The sequence below is a fragment of the Ktedonospora formicarum genome, from assembly GCF_016587355.1.
GTDB classification, from domain to species: domain Bacteria; phylum Chloroflexota; class Ktedonobacteria; order Ktedonobacterales; family Ktedonobacteraceae; genus Ktedonobacter; species Ktedonobacter formicarum.
Genome location: NZ_BNJF01000001.1, coordinates 1,154,388 through 1,170,045 on the forward strand (window position 1 = coordinate 1,154,388; position 15,658 = coordinate 1,170,045).

13 protein-coding genes and 1 pseudogene are annotated in these 15,658 nt (G+C 52.4%); 5 read left to right on the forward strand and 9 right to left on the reverse strand.

Going from position 1 to position 15,658, the window contains the following annotated elements; genetic code table 11:
- Positions 1-136: 136 nt before the first annotated feature.
- A complete protein-coding gene (locus K3T82_RS04975) occupies positions 137-1,000 on the forward strand; it encodes a hypothetical protein (RefSeq protein WP_220192379.1) in 864 nt (287 codons plus the stop codon).
- Positions 898-1,875: a hypothetical protein gene (locus tag K3T82_RS04980; RefSeq protein ID WP_236031242.1), complete on the forward strand. Its 978-nt coding sequence runs from the start codon at positions 898-900 to the stop codon at positions 1,873-1,875. Before K3T82_RS04975 ends, K3T82_RS04980 begins: the two co-directional genes overlap by 103 nt.
- A 21-nt stretch (positions 1,876-1,896) precedes the next feature.
- Here the strand turns inward: K3T82_RS04980 and K3T82_RS04985 are convergent, their stop codons facing one another.
- From K3T82_RS04985 to K3T82_RS04995, 3 genes are all read right to left on the reverse strand, one after another.
- Positions 1,897-2,505 (reverse strand): HdeD family acid-resistance protein, encoded by a 609-nt coding sequence (locus K3T82_RS04985; RefSeq protein WP_220192380.1) that lies wholly within the window; start codon positions 2,503-2,505, stop codon positions 1,897-1,899.
- A gap of 157 nt (positions 2,506-2,662) precedes the next feature.
- Positions 2,663-3,895: an outer membrane protein assembly factor BamB family protein gene (locus K3T82_RS04990; RefSeq protein WP_220192381.1), complete on the reverse strand. Its 1,233-nt coding sequence runs from the start codon at positions 3,893-3,895 to the stop codon at positions 2,663-2,665.
- A gap of 4 nt (positions 3,896-3,899) precedes the next feature.
- Entirely contained in the window at positions 3,900-6,266 is a 2,367-nt protein-coding gene (locus tag K3T82_RS04995; RefSeq protein WP_220192382.1) for a DUF2298 domain-containing protein, read from the reverse strand.
- A 215-nt stretch (positions 6,267-6,481) separates the two neighbouring features.
- Here K3T82_RS04995 and K3T82_RS05000 point away from each other — a divergent pair, with 215 nt between their 5' ends.
- The gene (locus K3T82_RS05000) at positions 6,482-6,946 is read left to right on the forward strand and encodes an ArsR/SmtB family transcription factor (protein WP_220192383.1); all 465 of its coding nucleotides are present in this window, start codon (positions 6,482-6,484) and stop codon (positions 6,944-6,946) included.
- Positions 6,947-7,341: 395 nt separating this feature from the next.
- Positions 7,342-8,652 carry an MFS transporter gene (locus tag K3T82_RS05005; protein WP_220192384.1) on the forward strand — a complete coding sequence of 437 codons (1,311 nt, stop codon included), beginning with the start codon at positions 7,342-7,344 and terminating at the stop codon, positions 8,650-8,652.
- 103 nt (positions 8,653-8,755) lie between these two features.
- Here the strand turns inward: K3T82_RS05005 and K3T82_RS05010 are convergent, their stop codons facing one another.
- Positions 8,756-9,361, reverse strand: coding sequence for a hypothetical protein (locus K3T82_RS05010; RefSeq protein WP_220192385.1), 606 nt, complete (start codon positions 9,359-9,361; stop codon positions 8,756-8,758).
- Between K3T82_RS05010 and K3T82_RS05015 the strand changes: the two genes are divergently transcribed.
- A complete protein-coding gene (locus tag K3T82_RS05015; RefSeq protein WP_220192386.1) occupies positions 9,352-9,564 on the forward strand; it encodes a hypothetical protein in 213 nt (70 codons plus the stop codon). The two genes, K3T82_RS05010 and K3T82_RS05015, sit on opposite strands and share 10 nt — an antisense overlap.
- 378 nt (positions 9,565-9,942) lie before the next feature.
- Here K3T82_RS05015 and K3T82_RS05020 read toward each other — a convergent pair whose 3' ends face one another.
- From K3T82_RS05020 to K3T82_RS49805, 5 genes and pseudogenes are all read right to left on the reverse strand, one after another.
- Positions 9,943-11,409 carry an RtcB family protein gene (locus tag K3T82_RS05020; RefSeq protein ID WP_220192387.1) on the reverse strand — a complete coding sequence of 489 codons (1,467 nt, stop codon included), beginning with the start codon at positions 11,407-11,409 and terminating at the stop codon, positions 9,943-9,945.
- A gap of 200 nt (positions 11,410-11,609) precedes the next feature.
- A complete protein-coding gene (locus K3T82_RS05025; RefSeq protein ID WP_220192388.1) occupies positions 11,610-12,629 on the reverse strand; it encodes an RNA ligase (ATP) in 1,020 nt (339 codons plus the stop codon).
- A gap of 87 nt (positions 12,630-12,716) precedes the next feature.
- Positions 12,717-13,028 carry a hypothetical protein gene (locus K3T82_RS05030; RefSeq protein ID WP_220192389.1) on the reverse strand — a complete coding sequence of 104 codons (312 nt, stop codon included), beginning with the start codon at positions 13,026-13,028 and terminating at the stop codon, positions 12,717-12,719.
- Between the two features lie 246 nt (positions 13,029-13,274).
- Entirely contained in the window at positions 13,275-13,721 is a 447-nt protein-coding gene (locus tag K3T82_RS05035; protein WP_220192390.1) for an archease, read from the reverse strand.
- Positions 13,722-14,013: 292 nt separating this feature from the next.
- Positions 14,014-15,380, reverse strand: a pseudogene (locus K3T82_RS49805) (cystathionine beta-synthase).
- Between the last annotated feature and the right edge of the window lie 278 nt (positions 15,381-15,658).

A 15,658-nucleotide genomic window follows, 5' to 3' on the forward strand; every position in this document is an offset into this window, starting at 1 on the left:
GTGCGTAGGGCTAAAATCAGATTTAGTTTACGCTCGGATGGCTAATAGCATATAATGAAGTGGCTCCCTCCCTTCACAATGAGGCGCATCCATAGCTGCGCATATGCAATTTATAGATAGCAGAAGGTGTCCATCGATGTCTACAACACTTCACGGGTCACCGCAGTTTCCTTCTATTGAGAGTAGCATCTCGACTCACGAGGAAATGGGGCAGGCCATTCAATTACTCCAACAGCAGAAAAATACCTGGACCACACTCCCACTACGCACGCGCATTACAATTCTGGAACTGTTGATAGCCAATGTCTCATCGGAGGCCCAACTCTGGGTCGAGGTGTGCTGCCAGGCCAAAGGGCTCACTCCCCAGCAGGCAGGCGAGGAATGGAGCATAGGCCCCTGGCCGACATTACGCCACCTGCGCCAGTTACGTCAATCACTGCTTGATATCGAGGCCTTCGGTCGCCCTCGCATCCCTGGACCCGTCACAACCCGCCCGGATGGACAAGTCGTGGCGCAGGTATTCCCTACCACCGGCTATGATCGCGTCTTCTTCCCTGGTATGACAGCCGAGATCTGGATGGAGCCTGGCGTCAACGCTGACACTCTTCCCCAGACACAGGCGCTTACCTATCAGGCTAATCAGCAGGCACAGGGGAAGGTCGCCCTCGTTCTTGGGGCAGGCAATGTCTCGTCTATCGTGCTTACCGATGTACTCTACAAGCTCTTTGTCGAGCATCAAGTGACACTACTCAAGATGAATCCGGTTAATGCCTATCTCGGCCCCATTATCGAACGATGCTTTCAGCCTCTCATTGAGCGTGACTTCCTGCGTATTGTCTATGGGGGGCTGAGCAAGGGGCTTTCCTCTGTGAGCATCCTGACATCGATGAGATACACATCACTGGCTCTGATAAGACCTTTGAGGCCATTGTGTTTGGAACTGGCAGCGAGGGGACAAGACGCAAAGGGGCAATGCAGCCACTCAACCAGAAGCGAATAACGGGTGAACTCGGCAATGTGAGCCCGGTTATCATTGTTCCTGGCCCCTGGAGTGATACGGACCTTGCTTATCAGGCGGAACATCTCTTCTCAATGCTCACGATGAATGGGGGCTTCAACTGCAATGCCACACGCGTCATCATCCAGCACGCGAGTTGGGATCAGAGAGATCCTCTTCTCCAAAAGCTACGCGTGTGTATGGCGTCCCAACCATCCCGCGTAGCGTACTATCCCGGCGCACAGCAACGGATGCAGAGCTTTGTCGCAGCCCATCCAGAAGCCGAACAATTTGGGGATCGCACCAATGAACATACCCCCTGGACATTAATCGCCGACCTCGATGCGCAAGCCACAAATGATATCTGCTTCACCACTGAGGCCTTTTGTAGCCTCTTCGCGGAAACCGCGCTTGAAGCCAGGAGCGTCGTAGATTATATCGCTCATGCTGTAGCCTTCGCGAATAAACACCTATGGGGAACCCTCAATGTGACACTACTGGTCCATCCCACATCGCTGAAGGACCCAGCCATTGCAGCTGCGGTGGAACAAGCTATCGCCGATCTACGCTATGGGACAGTGAGCGTGAACTACTGGGCAGGAACAAGCTTCACACTTGGCACAACCACCTGGGGCGCGTACCCTGGGCATACTCTTGACGACATTCAATCTGGGATTGGTGTCGTCCATAACACATTGATGTTCTCCCAGCCTCAAAAGAGTGTGATTCGCGCGCCTTTCCGTAGCATACCCACACCTCCCTGGTTTGCGAGCAGAAGCGCGACGCTCACCAAAACCTTCAAGCGTCTCACCGATCTTGAAGCAAGCCCTGCTCTCTGGAAGGTACCAGGTATTGTGATAGCAGCCCTTGGACGCTAGCGAAAAAGCATAGCCATGCTGCTACCAGCGCCGCATATCCTGATGTGGCGCTGGCGCTTGCTCAAGGGCCGGTGCCTGACGCCGGATCTGAAAAGCCTGAGTCAGTGTAAGAATACCAAAAACTATTGTGTAGAGGGCAATCAACCTGAAATCATTTATGATATTGGGTGAAGGCTTGAATAGGAGATAGGCTCCTACCAGTAAGGAAAAGACTGCTGGCAAAAGCGCCGCCCAATCGGTGCGCAAGCGGCGCGTGCGGAAAAAGGCTAGCATTTGTGTTATGCCAACGATTATCGCCCAGATGGCGAAGATGTATATTAAGGTCATCTTCGTCCACCCCGAGGCGAAAAAGGCCAACCCAGCAATGACAATGCCCACAATGCCACCAAGCGCCACCAACCACCAGCGTGGATCGTGCTGACGCCGATTGAATCCTGCTACGACAGAGGCAATGCCGTCGACAAGAGCTAATGTGCCAAATGCCGCGATAAAGAGGAATAGCGTTATACGCGTTAAAAGCAACAGAAAGATGCCAAAGACGATCATCGCGAGGGCACGAAAGAGAAGCCAGATGCGCCTCCTCCAGGTCAAAGGTTCTGGTTTCGAAGGGTGTCCAATTCCACGTAACATACGCATATCACACCTCTACTTGTCTGAGTCGCCTTGATAAACACTACTCATTTATCCGTAAAATCTCTAACAAGTATAAGCCCCCTCGAAAACCTGAACGCATTTGCGCTCACCACACCATTGACATTCCCCAATACTCAAAGAGGATATATATTTCTTAAAGGATGACCTCAATCGCGGTATATTGCGCGCCCCCTCGCGCTCGGGCACGCAAGAGGATGCTTCCCCGCTCATCCAGCACATCGATCCCGTTCTCGCGATCAATGTAGATCTTCCCCTGGCGTACGCTTACTGAATCGACCGTCACCGGAGAACTGGGGGTGTAAGTCCAGCGAGTCACGCCAGTCCTGGCATCCAGACAGAGGACACTTCGCGCACGTGCGATTTTATCCTGATCCACGGCTGCGTTTCCTGTAAAGAAGAGCGCGCCATCACCAACCTCTGGGGCCTTACCCACAAAACCAGAAGACGCACTCTGCCATAGGAGCCGCCCGTTTTGAGAATCATATGCGTAGACATATCCCATATATGCGCCAGCATAAAGCGCATCGTTCGTTGGTGTCACGTCACTTATACGCCCCTCCTCTGGTTGGGAATGCCAGAGTTGCTGCCCTGTAGTGACATCCAAGGCATATAGGGTGCTGACATGCCGATTTTGGCTATAGGCAGCACTATAGAGCGTATCACCTAGCATACGTGGTTGGGTGAAATCTTCATCAGCGTTAACCCCGGCTGACCAGCGCAATGTACCTGCTGGCAACTGGTATGCCTGGAGCGAAGCGCCACTTGTGGTATACAGGTCGTCCCCTGACAGAGTGAAGGCGGTTAACGCCGGGGTCATGATAGTCCTCATCACATGCCCATCAGTGATTCGCAAGACATATAAACGGTCTCGACCCGGCACATACAATCTGTTACCAGAAGATTGTGCCTTACTGGTACGCGCCATATCTAGCCGCTCGCCAATAGCAACACGCCAACGCAACCTACCTGTACTGGCTTCCAAAGCATAGACATAGCCATCGGGCTTCTCTACATAGACGGTATTGTTGGCGACGCTCACGATACTATCAGCATTTGTGAGCTGAGTGTTGGGTGCCTGCGCGACATTTAAACGGTAAGCCCAGCGAACCACTCCCGTCACGGGATCTATACGCATGACAATGCCACCATTCTCCAGGTAGATACCTGGCGGCGTTGGAAGACGCTGTGAAGCACTATCAGCTTTAGAAGGTGCTTGCCAAAAGGCGGCGGGGTCCTGCTGCAGACGTAATAAGGTCGCAAGGGCAACTATGCTCAGCGCGAACGATCCTAAGATAAGAACAGTCGCGATCAGCAGAAAAGCAGCCCATAAGCGACCCAATTTGCGCGCGGGGGGAAAGAACATCATCACACTACTTGACCTTGTAGATGGTGACGCCATCGGCCTGATACACAACTTGCATGAAGTTTCGGAAGCGCGTGAGATCCGCGTTTCCATAGGCTGTCCGCTCCAGGTCACCTACATATAAATACTCGGCCTGGTAGTGATTCATAAGCTCTTTTATCTGAGCCGCATCGGCGGTGGTGTAGATGCTACTCACATCATTCTGCCTGCGCTGGAAATCTGCCGAGTTCACTGGATTACGCAGCCAGTTGACACGCCACTGGTACTCATGCCCAATCCAGCCCATGGGAGTCGGCAAGCCCGTGAGTGCGGAGACACGTGCATACCGGGAATAATCGTCTCCAATAGCCTCAATAATCCCTGGCGTACCGCTGATATGAGTGTTAATCCAGCGTATGGCCTCATAATCACCCCTCTCCCCCGGATCAGTAGAGTTCTTGAGGTATTCTAAACCATCCAGGCTAAAAGTATTTTGCAAGTAGCGTTGCCCCGTAAGCGGCTGGTTCTGCACGTAGCGCGCGTAAGGGGCGCTCAGAGGATAAGCCAAGCCAGCCATTATCAATGCCAGCAACCCCAATGACCACACATATTTGGCACCAATAAACATCCAGCTCGTCCCTTGCCCCTGCTTCACCTGACGCGCGAAAATCTCTACTATGAAGAAGAGGCCAGCCCCAGACGCGATAGCCAGTAAGCCCCATGCCTGGAAGTAGAACTTGAAGACGCTATTCATACGTGGATAAGAATCCGCAAAGACATCGCGCAGATAGACGACCTCACACCCGGCAATCAAAAGCAAGGCCAGCGCTCCCAACAAAAGTGTAAAGGCATACGCCCGATCCTCTACCAACTTCACAATGAGGTAGACCGCCACTGCAACTAACATTATTGCTATAAGAAATGTGCGGAGGTCGACCACGATCAGGACAGCGAGCAGCCAGATGGCAAGTATGCCACCCAACACAATCCAGAGCGGACGCCAATCTCTTGTGGGCTCATTCATCCCCTGTTGCGCGACACGCTGCCCTATGACACGGTAGAGGCTACAAGCGAGAAGAGAGAGAAAGACGAAGGCGAACAGACCAAAAATCAGCAATTCCTGCTCTAGTGGCGAACGCTCGCCAACTGGGACGATGCCTATCCCCTGCGATGGTGAGACAAAATTAAAGTAGAAAGGCAAGAAAAGCAGAAATGAGAGTGCGATCAAGATGCCCGCACCTACGAAGACATCAGCCACCAGCACCCAACTCCACCGTTTCTCATGTGCCAGCCATTGCTGCAACGCGATACAGACTATCGTCAGACCCATATAGGTTGGATAATCCCAACCGTTCATTATAAAGAGGCTGCCCAACACCAACGCAATAACAACAATTGTGAGAATACGCCCCCATCCACGACCAAAGAGGTCAAGCCCCTTTTCCGCGGAAGCGAATAGCAGGTTCAGAGCCATACCAATCGCCAGAAAGGTAAAGGAGTAGGTCAGTACATGCGCGTGGAAATCCGAAAGCAGGTAACTAAAGGCAGGAAACTCGTCAATAGTTTTATTAATTACGCGGGAAGGTGCAAACCAGTCATAGAGGGTTCCCGCTCGCGAGTCCTTCCACCATTGCCAGGTCGCCGCCATGTTGCCCAGGATTAACCCAAAGAGCAGGCTAGCACCACCGTAAGGAACAGCTTGCCATAGCGGTGGTACAATCTGAGATGTGTCTTCGCCGCTCAGTTCCGCGCTCTTGCGCAAGCGCAAGACCTTAGCCCAGGCCACTATATTGCTCGTTACACCAAATAGGTTTGAGGCACAGAGACCAAAAAGGAGGCAGAAACCTGTATTGAAGGCGATTGATGCCGTTTGCCCCAGCAACTTCGCCAGCACAGCCACTGTGAAATGCCCATAATAATAATAATTGATGGCATAACCCGCGTACCATACATCCCTGGGCGGCAGATGCTCACTCCGCATGATAGAGGCCAGGAAGCCACCATCCATGAACATCTCAAAGGAGTAGATGTTCGGCCCATACGAGCGAATATAACCTAAAAGCAGGACCATCCCTACAAAGACAATCTCGCTGACCACAATATACCGCCACTGCGTTTTTATCAACTGTGTGAGCGTATGCCTCATGCGCACAAAGCCTGGCACATTGCATGCCAGTAGTAACAGTACGACTCCTACCAGGAAGCCCTGAGTGAAAGGCAGAAAGCGCAGGACCATGAGAGGGAACCAGGCACCAAAGGTTAGTACCGCGACTGCCAGCCCTTTGCTAAAAGCCCAACCGCGATCTGGCAGGTTACGAAATACGGTAGTGGTTAAAGGCAGGCACGCGAGGCCCAGAAGTTCTACCACAATAATCATTGCAAGCAGATCAATCATCGATTATTCCCATTTAAACTTTTCTCTACTCTTCTAAATACCATCCAAGCATAGCCATTGATGTATGCCGCGTCAAGGGTTTCTGACCCCAGTTTGGCACTCCCCCTTGTGAAGGCTCAAGCGTCGCGCTATAATGCCAGAAGAGCGGACGATTGATAGGCCGATCTATACGGGCAATATTCGCCATTTGGCTGAGCAACGGTGGAGAGAGAACTATGACAGATACAGCACCTAGCAAGACGACGTCACCTCTCAATCAGAGCAACAAGCGCAATGTCGACCTCTGTCAAATACCAGGAGCCGATCACGAACGCGTGCAGCGTGGGCGAGCCAACCTCTTCTCCGAGAATATCGCTATTGAGGTCGCCGAAATATTCCGCGCGCTTGGCGACTCCAGCCGTATCAAGATCGTCTATAGCTTGCTTAAGCAGGAGCTTTGTACCTGTGACCTCGCCGCGATCATCGGCAGTTCCGAATCCTCTGTCTCCCAACATCTCCGCATTCTTCGCCAACTTCGCCTGGTTAAGAGCCAGCGTCGGGGCAAACAGGTCTTCTACACTCTGGATGACACTCATATACACACGCTCCTGGTTGTCTGCCTGAGCCATGTCCATGACGCGGACCAGCATCACGAAGAGTTAGGTCGTGTACTAGAGATCTTCGACACCGAAAAGCTCTAGTACAATATATTACCCCAAAAAGTACTGATTTTTCCTCCTTTCTCGCTCACACCATAGTTATGCCCATTGATGAAATCACTCCTGGCGTCGATAGTGAGACAAGACAATGATGGATTCAGTAGTGGTCATATGCTGGGAGCAATCTTCCCACTCATAGAATTCTATCTGCTCGATTGCACACAGCACATGTGCCCATCTAGATTAGATGGCATCCTCTTGAAGGTATAGGGTTGATGACACTATCAATCCTCGACAGATAGCAAATGACAAACCAGAAAATCTAGAGGCACTTTGTGCGCACAAAGTACATAAATACTACTACCATCATTCATAGAAAACAGCGCAAATAAAATTTCCCGCCCAACTTGAAATGTAACTGAAGGATTTGTTACTCTATGCTATTTGGAAACATTCGCCACAACCCAAACGCGCTCTTTGGCACTTGCTGCCTCGCCTATATCGCCAATGGCTTGATGGGTGTGCTTCCGAGCTCCAGCTTAGCTCTACTTGCGCACAATACCCATGTCTCACTCAGCACAGCGGGTCTGACTTTTACTGGCAGTGCTTTCGGGACAATTCTCGCTGTCATCCTCAGCACTTGCTATCTTGTGAAAGCTACTAACTCAAAGCTGGTCATTATCCTGGGTCTGGCAGGATTGATCGCAACGAGCCTGATTATTCCTATCACTTCAAGCTTTACGCTCTGGTTCATTGCCCAGATTCTTCAGGGTGTGAGCGGGACATTTATCAGTGTGGGGCTGGTCATGACCCTGACCTTCAATTTCGGTGATCGTCTGAGTGAGAAACTCAATATGCTGCATAGCTCAGCTGGCGTCGGCTCTTTGTTTGGTCCGGTTTTGCTGTCGTTTACACTCTCTCTGACACATAGCCTGCTCACAGCCTTTACTGTTGTGACACTGGTCAGCTTGATATGTCTGCTCACACTATATACATTGCACTTTGTCTCTAAAGCCCCTACCACTCAATCAACAGAGGCATCAGACCACCAGCCGCACAAGGCCAGGGTCAATCCCATGCACCTGATTAAGAACGCTCTCTTCTGGTTCATGGCACTTCAGATCTGTCTCTATGTGGGTGCGGAGTCCGGCTTTAGCAACTGGCTGGTGACCTCGATTAGTCAGAGCGCGTCTATCGCTTTACCCATGGCGACACCTGCCGCGACACTCTTCTGGGTTGGTATCACGCTCGGACGCTTCATCGTAGCCCAGCTTATCAAGCGTGGCTATGTGACTGGTGTGCGCCTACTCTATGTCTGTATCGCTGGCGGTTGTCTCAGTGGGCTTCTGGTCACAGCCTTCCTCTGTAACCCACCGATCTGCTTTATCGGCAGCCTGCTAGAGGGTATCTTCATTGGCCCAATTTACCCTAGCCTACAATCGATTGCGACGCGCCGCTTCTCACGGACACCTGCACTCATTTCCTGTCTCGTACTCGTTAGCACGGGTCTGGCAGGTATGACGATACCGTTCTCAATGGGGATGCTGATCCCATTGCTGGGAACGCGTGGTAGTATGGTGATCCCAGCTCTGCTCTGCCTTTGCGTCGCGATTCCTTTTGCGCTCGCAAATAAGAGCGAGCGTCACATCTTGATCCACCGTCGTAGTAATATTCATATCGAGCCAGTCTCAACGCCTGTGCAGGATCTCCCCACACGTGAGCTACCCAATCTTCAGGCTTTAGCCTAGCTTCCAACACAAATGGGAGGAGCTCAGGAAAATATTCCTAGCTTCTCCCATTTTTTTGTTATTTTGTACCATGCACGCACAAACCCTACATATTAAATTGCTATTACCTCACCTCAAAGGTACGGACCCAGGCCAGCTCTCCATCACTACAATCCGAGCTTGGACACCAATAATATTCGACCGCCCCTTGACCGGGACCGCTATAACTGGCTGAGAAATATCCATAGCCAACCCGCCCTTGAGCCGATATCGAGTTGCTCCACTCGCCCGACCCGCCATTGATATACCACTTCGCAGCAATATATCCGCTCTGGTCAGGAGACAATTTAAAAGATGCATAGATATATTGCGAAACATTAAATGTCTTTGTAACTAATTCAGGCTGCTTGTCATCATACATTTTGCTCGCCAACTGGGCATTTGTGACAATGCCTTGGGCACGGTTCGAGAAGCGCTGGTTCGAGGGTGGTGATGTCTCCGAATAGGGTGTGGGAGTCAGGCGGGTATCTGAGGTTGCTTGTATCGCTGTCGCTGTAGCATAGTAATCACCAGTATCAGCGGTCGATTCAGTGTTTTTATCCCTCTCATGGTTCGATTGTGCCCACCATACACCCCCACAGCAGAGGCAAACAACCAGCAGAAGAATACCCACTCCCAGGCCAGCAACGAAACCACCGCCCTTCTTAGGAGGTGGCGTATATGGTCTCATCGGTGGCTGAACATATGGGCCTGGATAAGGAGCCGGCCCATATTGGGGAGGTGGACCAGGAACCGGCCCATATTGAGGAGGTGGGCCAGGAGGCCGCCCATACTGTGGTGCTGGTGTTGGCCCATATTGGTTGGGGGCTGAGCCTCCCACGTTATATGGCGTGGGATTGGCGCAGCGAGGACAGACTGGCGCGCCTGGGGTAAGACTATACCGCATCGATTACATTGCATAGTATATTCGTTTATCCTCCTACATTCCTTGTAGATCTATCAACGCATGCAATTGTATCACTTCTGTCTATATGAATTACTCCTTATCCGGAAACCTGAGCGCGTATTTTTGAAACGAGCCCCAACACTGCCTGAACGGCTGCTAGCGCTGATGCGCTCAGGGGTTCAAACAAGGAGTTAGCGCTAGCCGCAACCAGCGGCACCATGCCCTCGAATGAGGGTTGGTTTTCGCATAAGACCTCACATACAATCCTCTTGCTTGTCAGTATTATAAGGAGAAGCATTCTATAAGACAAGCATAAACACAACGAGAGGGATATAACGTATGCACGTCATATCCCTCTCACTTCCTTATCCCTTCACTACAACTATCGGCTTGAGGCGCGCCACAAGCTGCGCCAGCCCCGCATTGTGCACGACGTTAACAACTTCCTGCGCGTCCTTGTACGCAGACGGCGCTTCCTCTGGCAGAAGGTTCTTGCTATGCACACGCACCGTTACCCCACGCGCTTCCAGCTTGGATAACAGTTCCTTACTTGTAATCGACTTCTTGGCGGCGGTACGACTCTGGCGACGCCCCGCACCGTGGCAACATGAGCCAAAGCTCTGCTCCATCGAGCCCTGCGCTCCAACCAGCACAAACGAGTAGCGCCCCATATCGCCAGGGATCAGCACTGGCTGGCCCACGGCACGGTACTGCTCAGGAATGGCGGGGTGTCCCTTGGGGAAGGCTCGCGTCGCGCCCTTGCGGTGTACGCATACCTGCCTTAGCTCGCCGTCAACCTCGTATTCCTCGATTTTGGCGATGTTATGACAGACATCATAGACCATGGGCATGTCCTTAGCGCGCGCCTTACGTCCGAAAACGCTGGCGAAAGCTTCACGGACGCCATTCATGAGAAGTTGCCGGTTAGCCCAGGCAAAGTTCGCCGCGCAGGCCATCGCCCCCAGATACGCCTGCCCTCCTTCAGAGTTGATTGGCATACAGGCAAGCTGGCGATCTGGCAGCTCGTAGCCATACTCCTTCTGCTTCGCCTCGGCAAGCTTGATGTAGTCTTCCGCGATCTGGTGCCCAAAGCCGCGACTTCCGCAGTGGATCGTCGTGACCACCTGCCCAATCTGCCCGATGCCCAGCGCCTTAGCGGCTTCCTTGTCGTAGATATGCTCCACATATTGCACTTCCGCGAAGTGGTTCCCCGATCCCAGACTCCCCAATTGACCAATACCGCGTTCCAGTGCCTTACGGCTCACTGCCTCTGGCTTCGCCCCCGCCAGACAGCCGTTCTCTTCTGTCACTTCCAGATCACTCTCTAAACCATAACCTTCTTCCACGGCCCAGCGAGCACCGTGAAGCATGACCTGTCGCATCTCGTCGGAGGTGAGCTTACGCATCCCATAGCCACCTACACCAGACGGGAGAGCACGGAAGAGCGCGTCTGCCAGATTGTCGACACTACCCTTGATCTGGTCACGAAGCAGATCGGTCGCCAGCAAGCGCACACCACAGTTGATATCAAAGCCAATGCCACCCGGCGAGACAACGCCGTCACGCGCATCGGTCGCGGCGACACCACCCACGGGAAAACCATACCCCCAGTGGATATCCGGCATTCCCAAAGAATGCCCCACAATACCAGGCAACGTGGCGACATTAGCGACCTGCGTTAGCGCGTTGTCAGAGATAATCTGCTGAATCAATTCATCGTCTGCATAGACGACACCAGGAACCCGCATTGCCTCATTAAAGCGTGTTGGAATACGCCAGCGGTTCGCGTCAATGCGTTCCAAAGGGATGTTGTGACTGGACTGATTGCCCATTTTTGCTTGCTCCTAAATTTATTCGCAGCCCGCTATCGCGAGCATGTTACCTTGCTTTATTCCTTATTCTAAAACCTGAGCGCGCCAGCGGCGCCGTGCCCTCGTATGAGGGTTGGTTTTCGTTTAAGGCCTTATGAATGAACTATAAGCGCTTCATCTCATCAGAGTATGGGAGCCATACGGGCTCCCATACCTAACCTCTATCTATCAGTGTAGTCAGTCTTTGAGCCAAAGAGGTATGAGTCGCTGACATACTTCAGAATGACACGTCCAATTTTGGGCGAGATCCGCTCGCGTATCGGGCGCACTACGACCCCTTCGCGTATATGTGCCCCTTCACCAACCAGAGTAGGCCCCTCACTCAAGAGCCGGATCTCCGCCAGACTAAAGGGAATAGCATTGAGTTGTGGAACCACATCAACGCCATATTGCTCGCAGAGCCCCAAGAACTCCGGCCAATCGAGATATTTTCCATCAACAAGCATGTCAAAGGCTCGGAAGCTTATGCGCCCGTTCCCCAGCCCATAGTTGAAGGACTGAATGCGACTTCCGTAGACCTCACCAAAGACAATGACCTGGCGATGCTCCGCTCCCAATGCCTCTAGCATGTCTCGCACTGGTGCCAGCGACCATGGAAACCAGTAGGTGTTGCCCACGAACGCATCATCAAATGGGCGCTTGCGCCTCACAGCCTTTGAGCCAGCCATCCGTTCCCCCTCGATCATACCTATACGGCACGATGTGCCGTGAATCTTCTCACTCACCAGCACAGTCTCCCCTTCCTGCAAGATGTCAGGGTAGTTGCGCATATTCTCGATCTCGGTATAGCCGCAAAAGAGTGGATGCTCCATCTCAGCATCTCCAGCACTCGCTCGCAATGGTGGCTCATATTTTGTCACGCCGTACCAATCGGCGACGTTCCGTCCTATGTCCCAGAAGGCATCATCTGGCCTGACAATCAGGCCAAACGAGGGCTCGCCACGCAATTTCGCACATCGGAGACGCTGTTTACTGAGATATTTCGTAACCCCAAAGCGCTCTGAGAGCTCCAGTGGCAGCACAGTATCTGGGGGAAAGTAGACGATCTTATCGCCAATGCTATACTCTCCCTTCCGAATCACTACCTGCCAGCCAAGCACATGTGCCAGCTCCAACGCATCGGCATTACTATGCGGCACAATCGCATCAATGGTCGCAACGGGAACGATCAAGCTACTCATAACATTTACTCCTTATGCGAAAACCCAAGCGCGCTCAGGTTTTCGCATAAGACCTTAGTGGCTCCTTCCTAATAACATAAATGCCTTTTATTCCTCTTGCACACCACGCCGCAACAGAGAACGATGCAGGCGAGTATACACGTAGGTTCGATGCTTCGGGATGTGTATCGCGCTCCTGCTTACCGGAGCGGCGACAGTGACGGTTCGGCGAAGCTGGGGCTGCTCTGTACCAATGTTCCACCGCTTCGTAGTCGTAACTGGCTCGGTGGTCCTGGTCTTGTTCTTGATGGTTAACATTGCCGTTCCTCCGGTAAGAGTGTCAATACAGTTAGAGAGCTGCCCCTGTTGCTCATTTTGCCTGATAAGCAGGCAGCCAGCAATGAGCTCGATCACAATCAAGCAAAGGGGCTCTGGTTATAAAAGGGCACGACATACCTACATCCTTACCTCCGGCTAAGATGTGGTGCCACGATGACTTATCGCGCGGCTACTCACCGCGAAAACCAGGGCAACACATTACAGAGAAGGGATATAGTGCATACTGGATCGATGTTTGCGCATGAAGTTTTTCAACCCACTGGCAAAACGCGCATCGGAGCTCCCACGTGTTAAAGCGCGATTCTTCTCAAGCCTGACCCCCAGGGTCTAGATATCAAAGATAATACGCGCCTGGTAGCGACTGTTGTCATCGCGTGTGATTGCGGCTTCGTGCCAGGTCACAGCTTTGATCGCACTACTCATCTCGTGGCGCTGCGCGTCATAGGCTTCGCCTGTCGCTCTGGCTCGCAGATGCGTCTCAGAGAAGTCCAGCATCTCAAACGTGCGCGGGAGAAAAAACTGCGTATCAAACAGGAATATCAGCTCGTCAAGCCAGGCAATCAAGAGTGAGAGATGATCGTGAGCTTCGACACCGATTTCCTGCGTTGTGGCTAACTGTACCTGCTCTGGCGAGACCATGAGACTTTCCATGCCCTGTGCGGCATGTATAAAGAGCTCTGGCAGGTCCCGACCATAGGCATGTAGCCCAATATCCGCAGTATGCTCAAAAACTTCATAGGGGTGAGAAAGCTCAGGCACAAACATAGCCTTCATTGGGCAATCCAGCAAATGTGGAATATGTAGGGGTAAAGTGTTTAAGACAATACATATGGTTGCCCTTCCTTTCTCATGAAGTTTTCTTAATCTACTATACGAAAACCTGAGTGCGCCAGCGGCGCTAGTTTTCGCATAAGGTCTTAATGCTTAAATAGTACCTATGATATTGTGATTTGTCAATACATTTTCAGGCAATTTTAGCCCTAATCTGAGCATTTGAGCCAAAAAGGGACGCGAGAGGCCTTTCCCCTCGCGTCCCTTTCCTTATTCTTATGCTCTTCGCGCCCTCTTACCTGGCATGCGCCCAGAACTCTAGCAGGTCACTCTTAGTCACCAGCCCCTCTAACAGGCCATTATGGGTCACCGCCACCGCTGACTGACCAGCATTGAAGAGTGTATAGGCCTCACGTGCTGCCGCGCCCGCGTCCAGGACCGAGAAAGGCGGTCCCTGCAATTGACCTACTGTCGTCGTTTCCAGCGGCTCACCGCTCAACAAGCGACGCAGCAGTAGATCCTCAGTCAGGCTCCCTACCATCTCGCCTTTCTCCATGACTGGCGTCTGGCTGATTCCATACCGCCGCAAGAGTTCGACAGCGTCCGCGATTGAATCCTCGGGACCAATGCTGACAACCATTGGCATGCTCTGCGAATGCGAGCGGCGATACGCCAGCACGTCAGACATAGTTGGCTGATCACCCTCAGCCTGCACCAGAAGCCCATTCTCTCTCAGCCATGTGTCATTATACTGCTTGGAGAGATAGCCACGACCGGTATCCGGCAGCAATACCACCAGGATATCTTGTGGCGTCAGGCGACGCGCATAGGTCATGGCAGCCGCCAGGGCAGTACCACCCGAACCACCAACGAGAATGCCTTCTTCACGGGCCAATCGCCGCGCCCAGTAGAATGAGCTACGATCGTCGATCCTGATGACTTCGTCAACGACTGAGGTGTCGTAGTTACGGGGGAACATATCCATGCCAATACCCTCGACCTTATACGGCTTGGGGTATCACCCGAATAGACCGAGCCTGGAGGGTCAGCGCCAATGATCTTGAGAGCGGGATTCTGCTCTTTTAAATATCGGCTGGTGCCAGAAATAGTGCCGCCCGTGCCGATGCCCGCAACAAAGGCTGTGATTTTGCCAGCCGTGTCGCGCCAGATTTCGGGTCCCGTAGAAGCATAATGAGCGGCGGGATTGGCAGGATTGGAGTACTGGTCGGGGCAGCAGGCACCAGGGATCTCCTTCGCCAGACGATACGCGACGTTCTTGTAATATTCGGGCGAATCGTGGGTAACACTACTTGGGCAAATAACCACCTCCGCGCCATAGGCTCGCAGCAGGCTGCGCTTCTCCTCGCTCGCCTTGTCTGTCATGACAAAGATGCAGTGATAGCCCTTAATAGCGGCGGCAATTGCCAACCCATGACCAGTATTACCGCTCGTTGGCTCCACAATCGTTCCACCCGGGCGCAGCAACCCCTGCTGCTCACAATACTCAATCATCGCCGGACCGATGCGGTCCTTCACGCTCCCACCCGGATTAAAAAACTCTACCTTCGCTAATACCAGTGGCGGCACATCACTAGCAATGCGCTTAAGCTGTACTAGTGGTGTGTTACCAATGCCCTCTAGTAGTGAGCGATAGTAACGCATATTGCCCTCTTGTAAGGGGGCCTGATCTTTCTTGGAATCTATCATTGCAACCTCGTCGATGCACAGTAGTGTTTAGTGAAAAACATCTGCCGCCTTTTTGAAGCAGAAAGCCCGGCGTTTCCGCCTAAAGTCCACTCCGATTACGCGACACTTGCTATGTTCCCCCAGTATAGCATAAACAGCATCTGTAAGCACTGCTGAGGTAGAAGTACAAAGAAATATCTCGTCCTCATACTTCATGTCGCAAAAACGCACACGCGACAACCATACATAAAAAT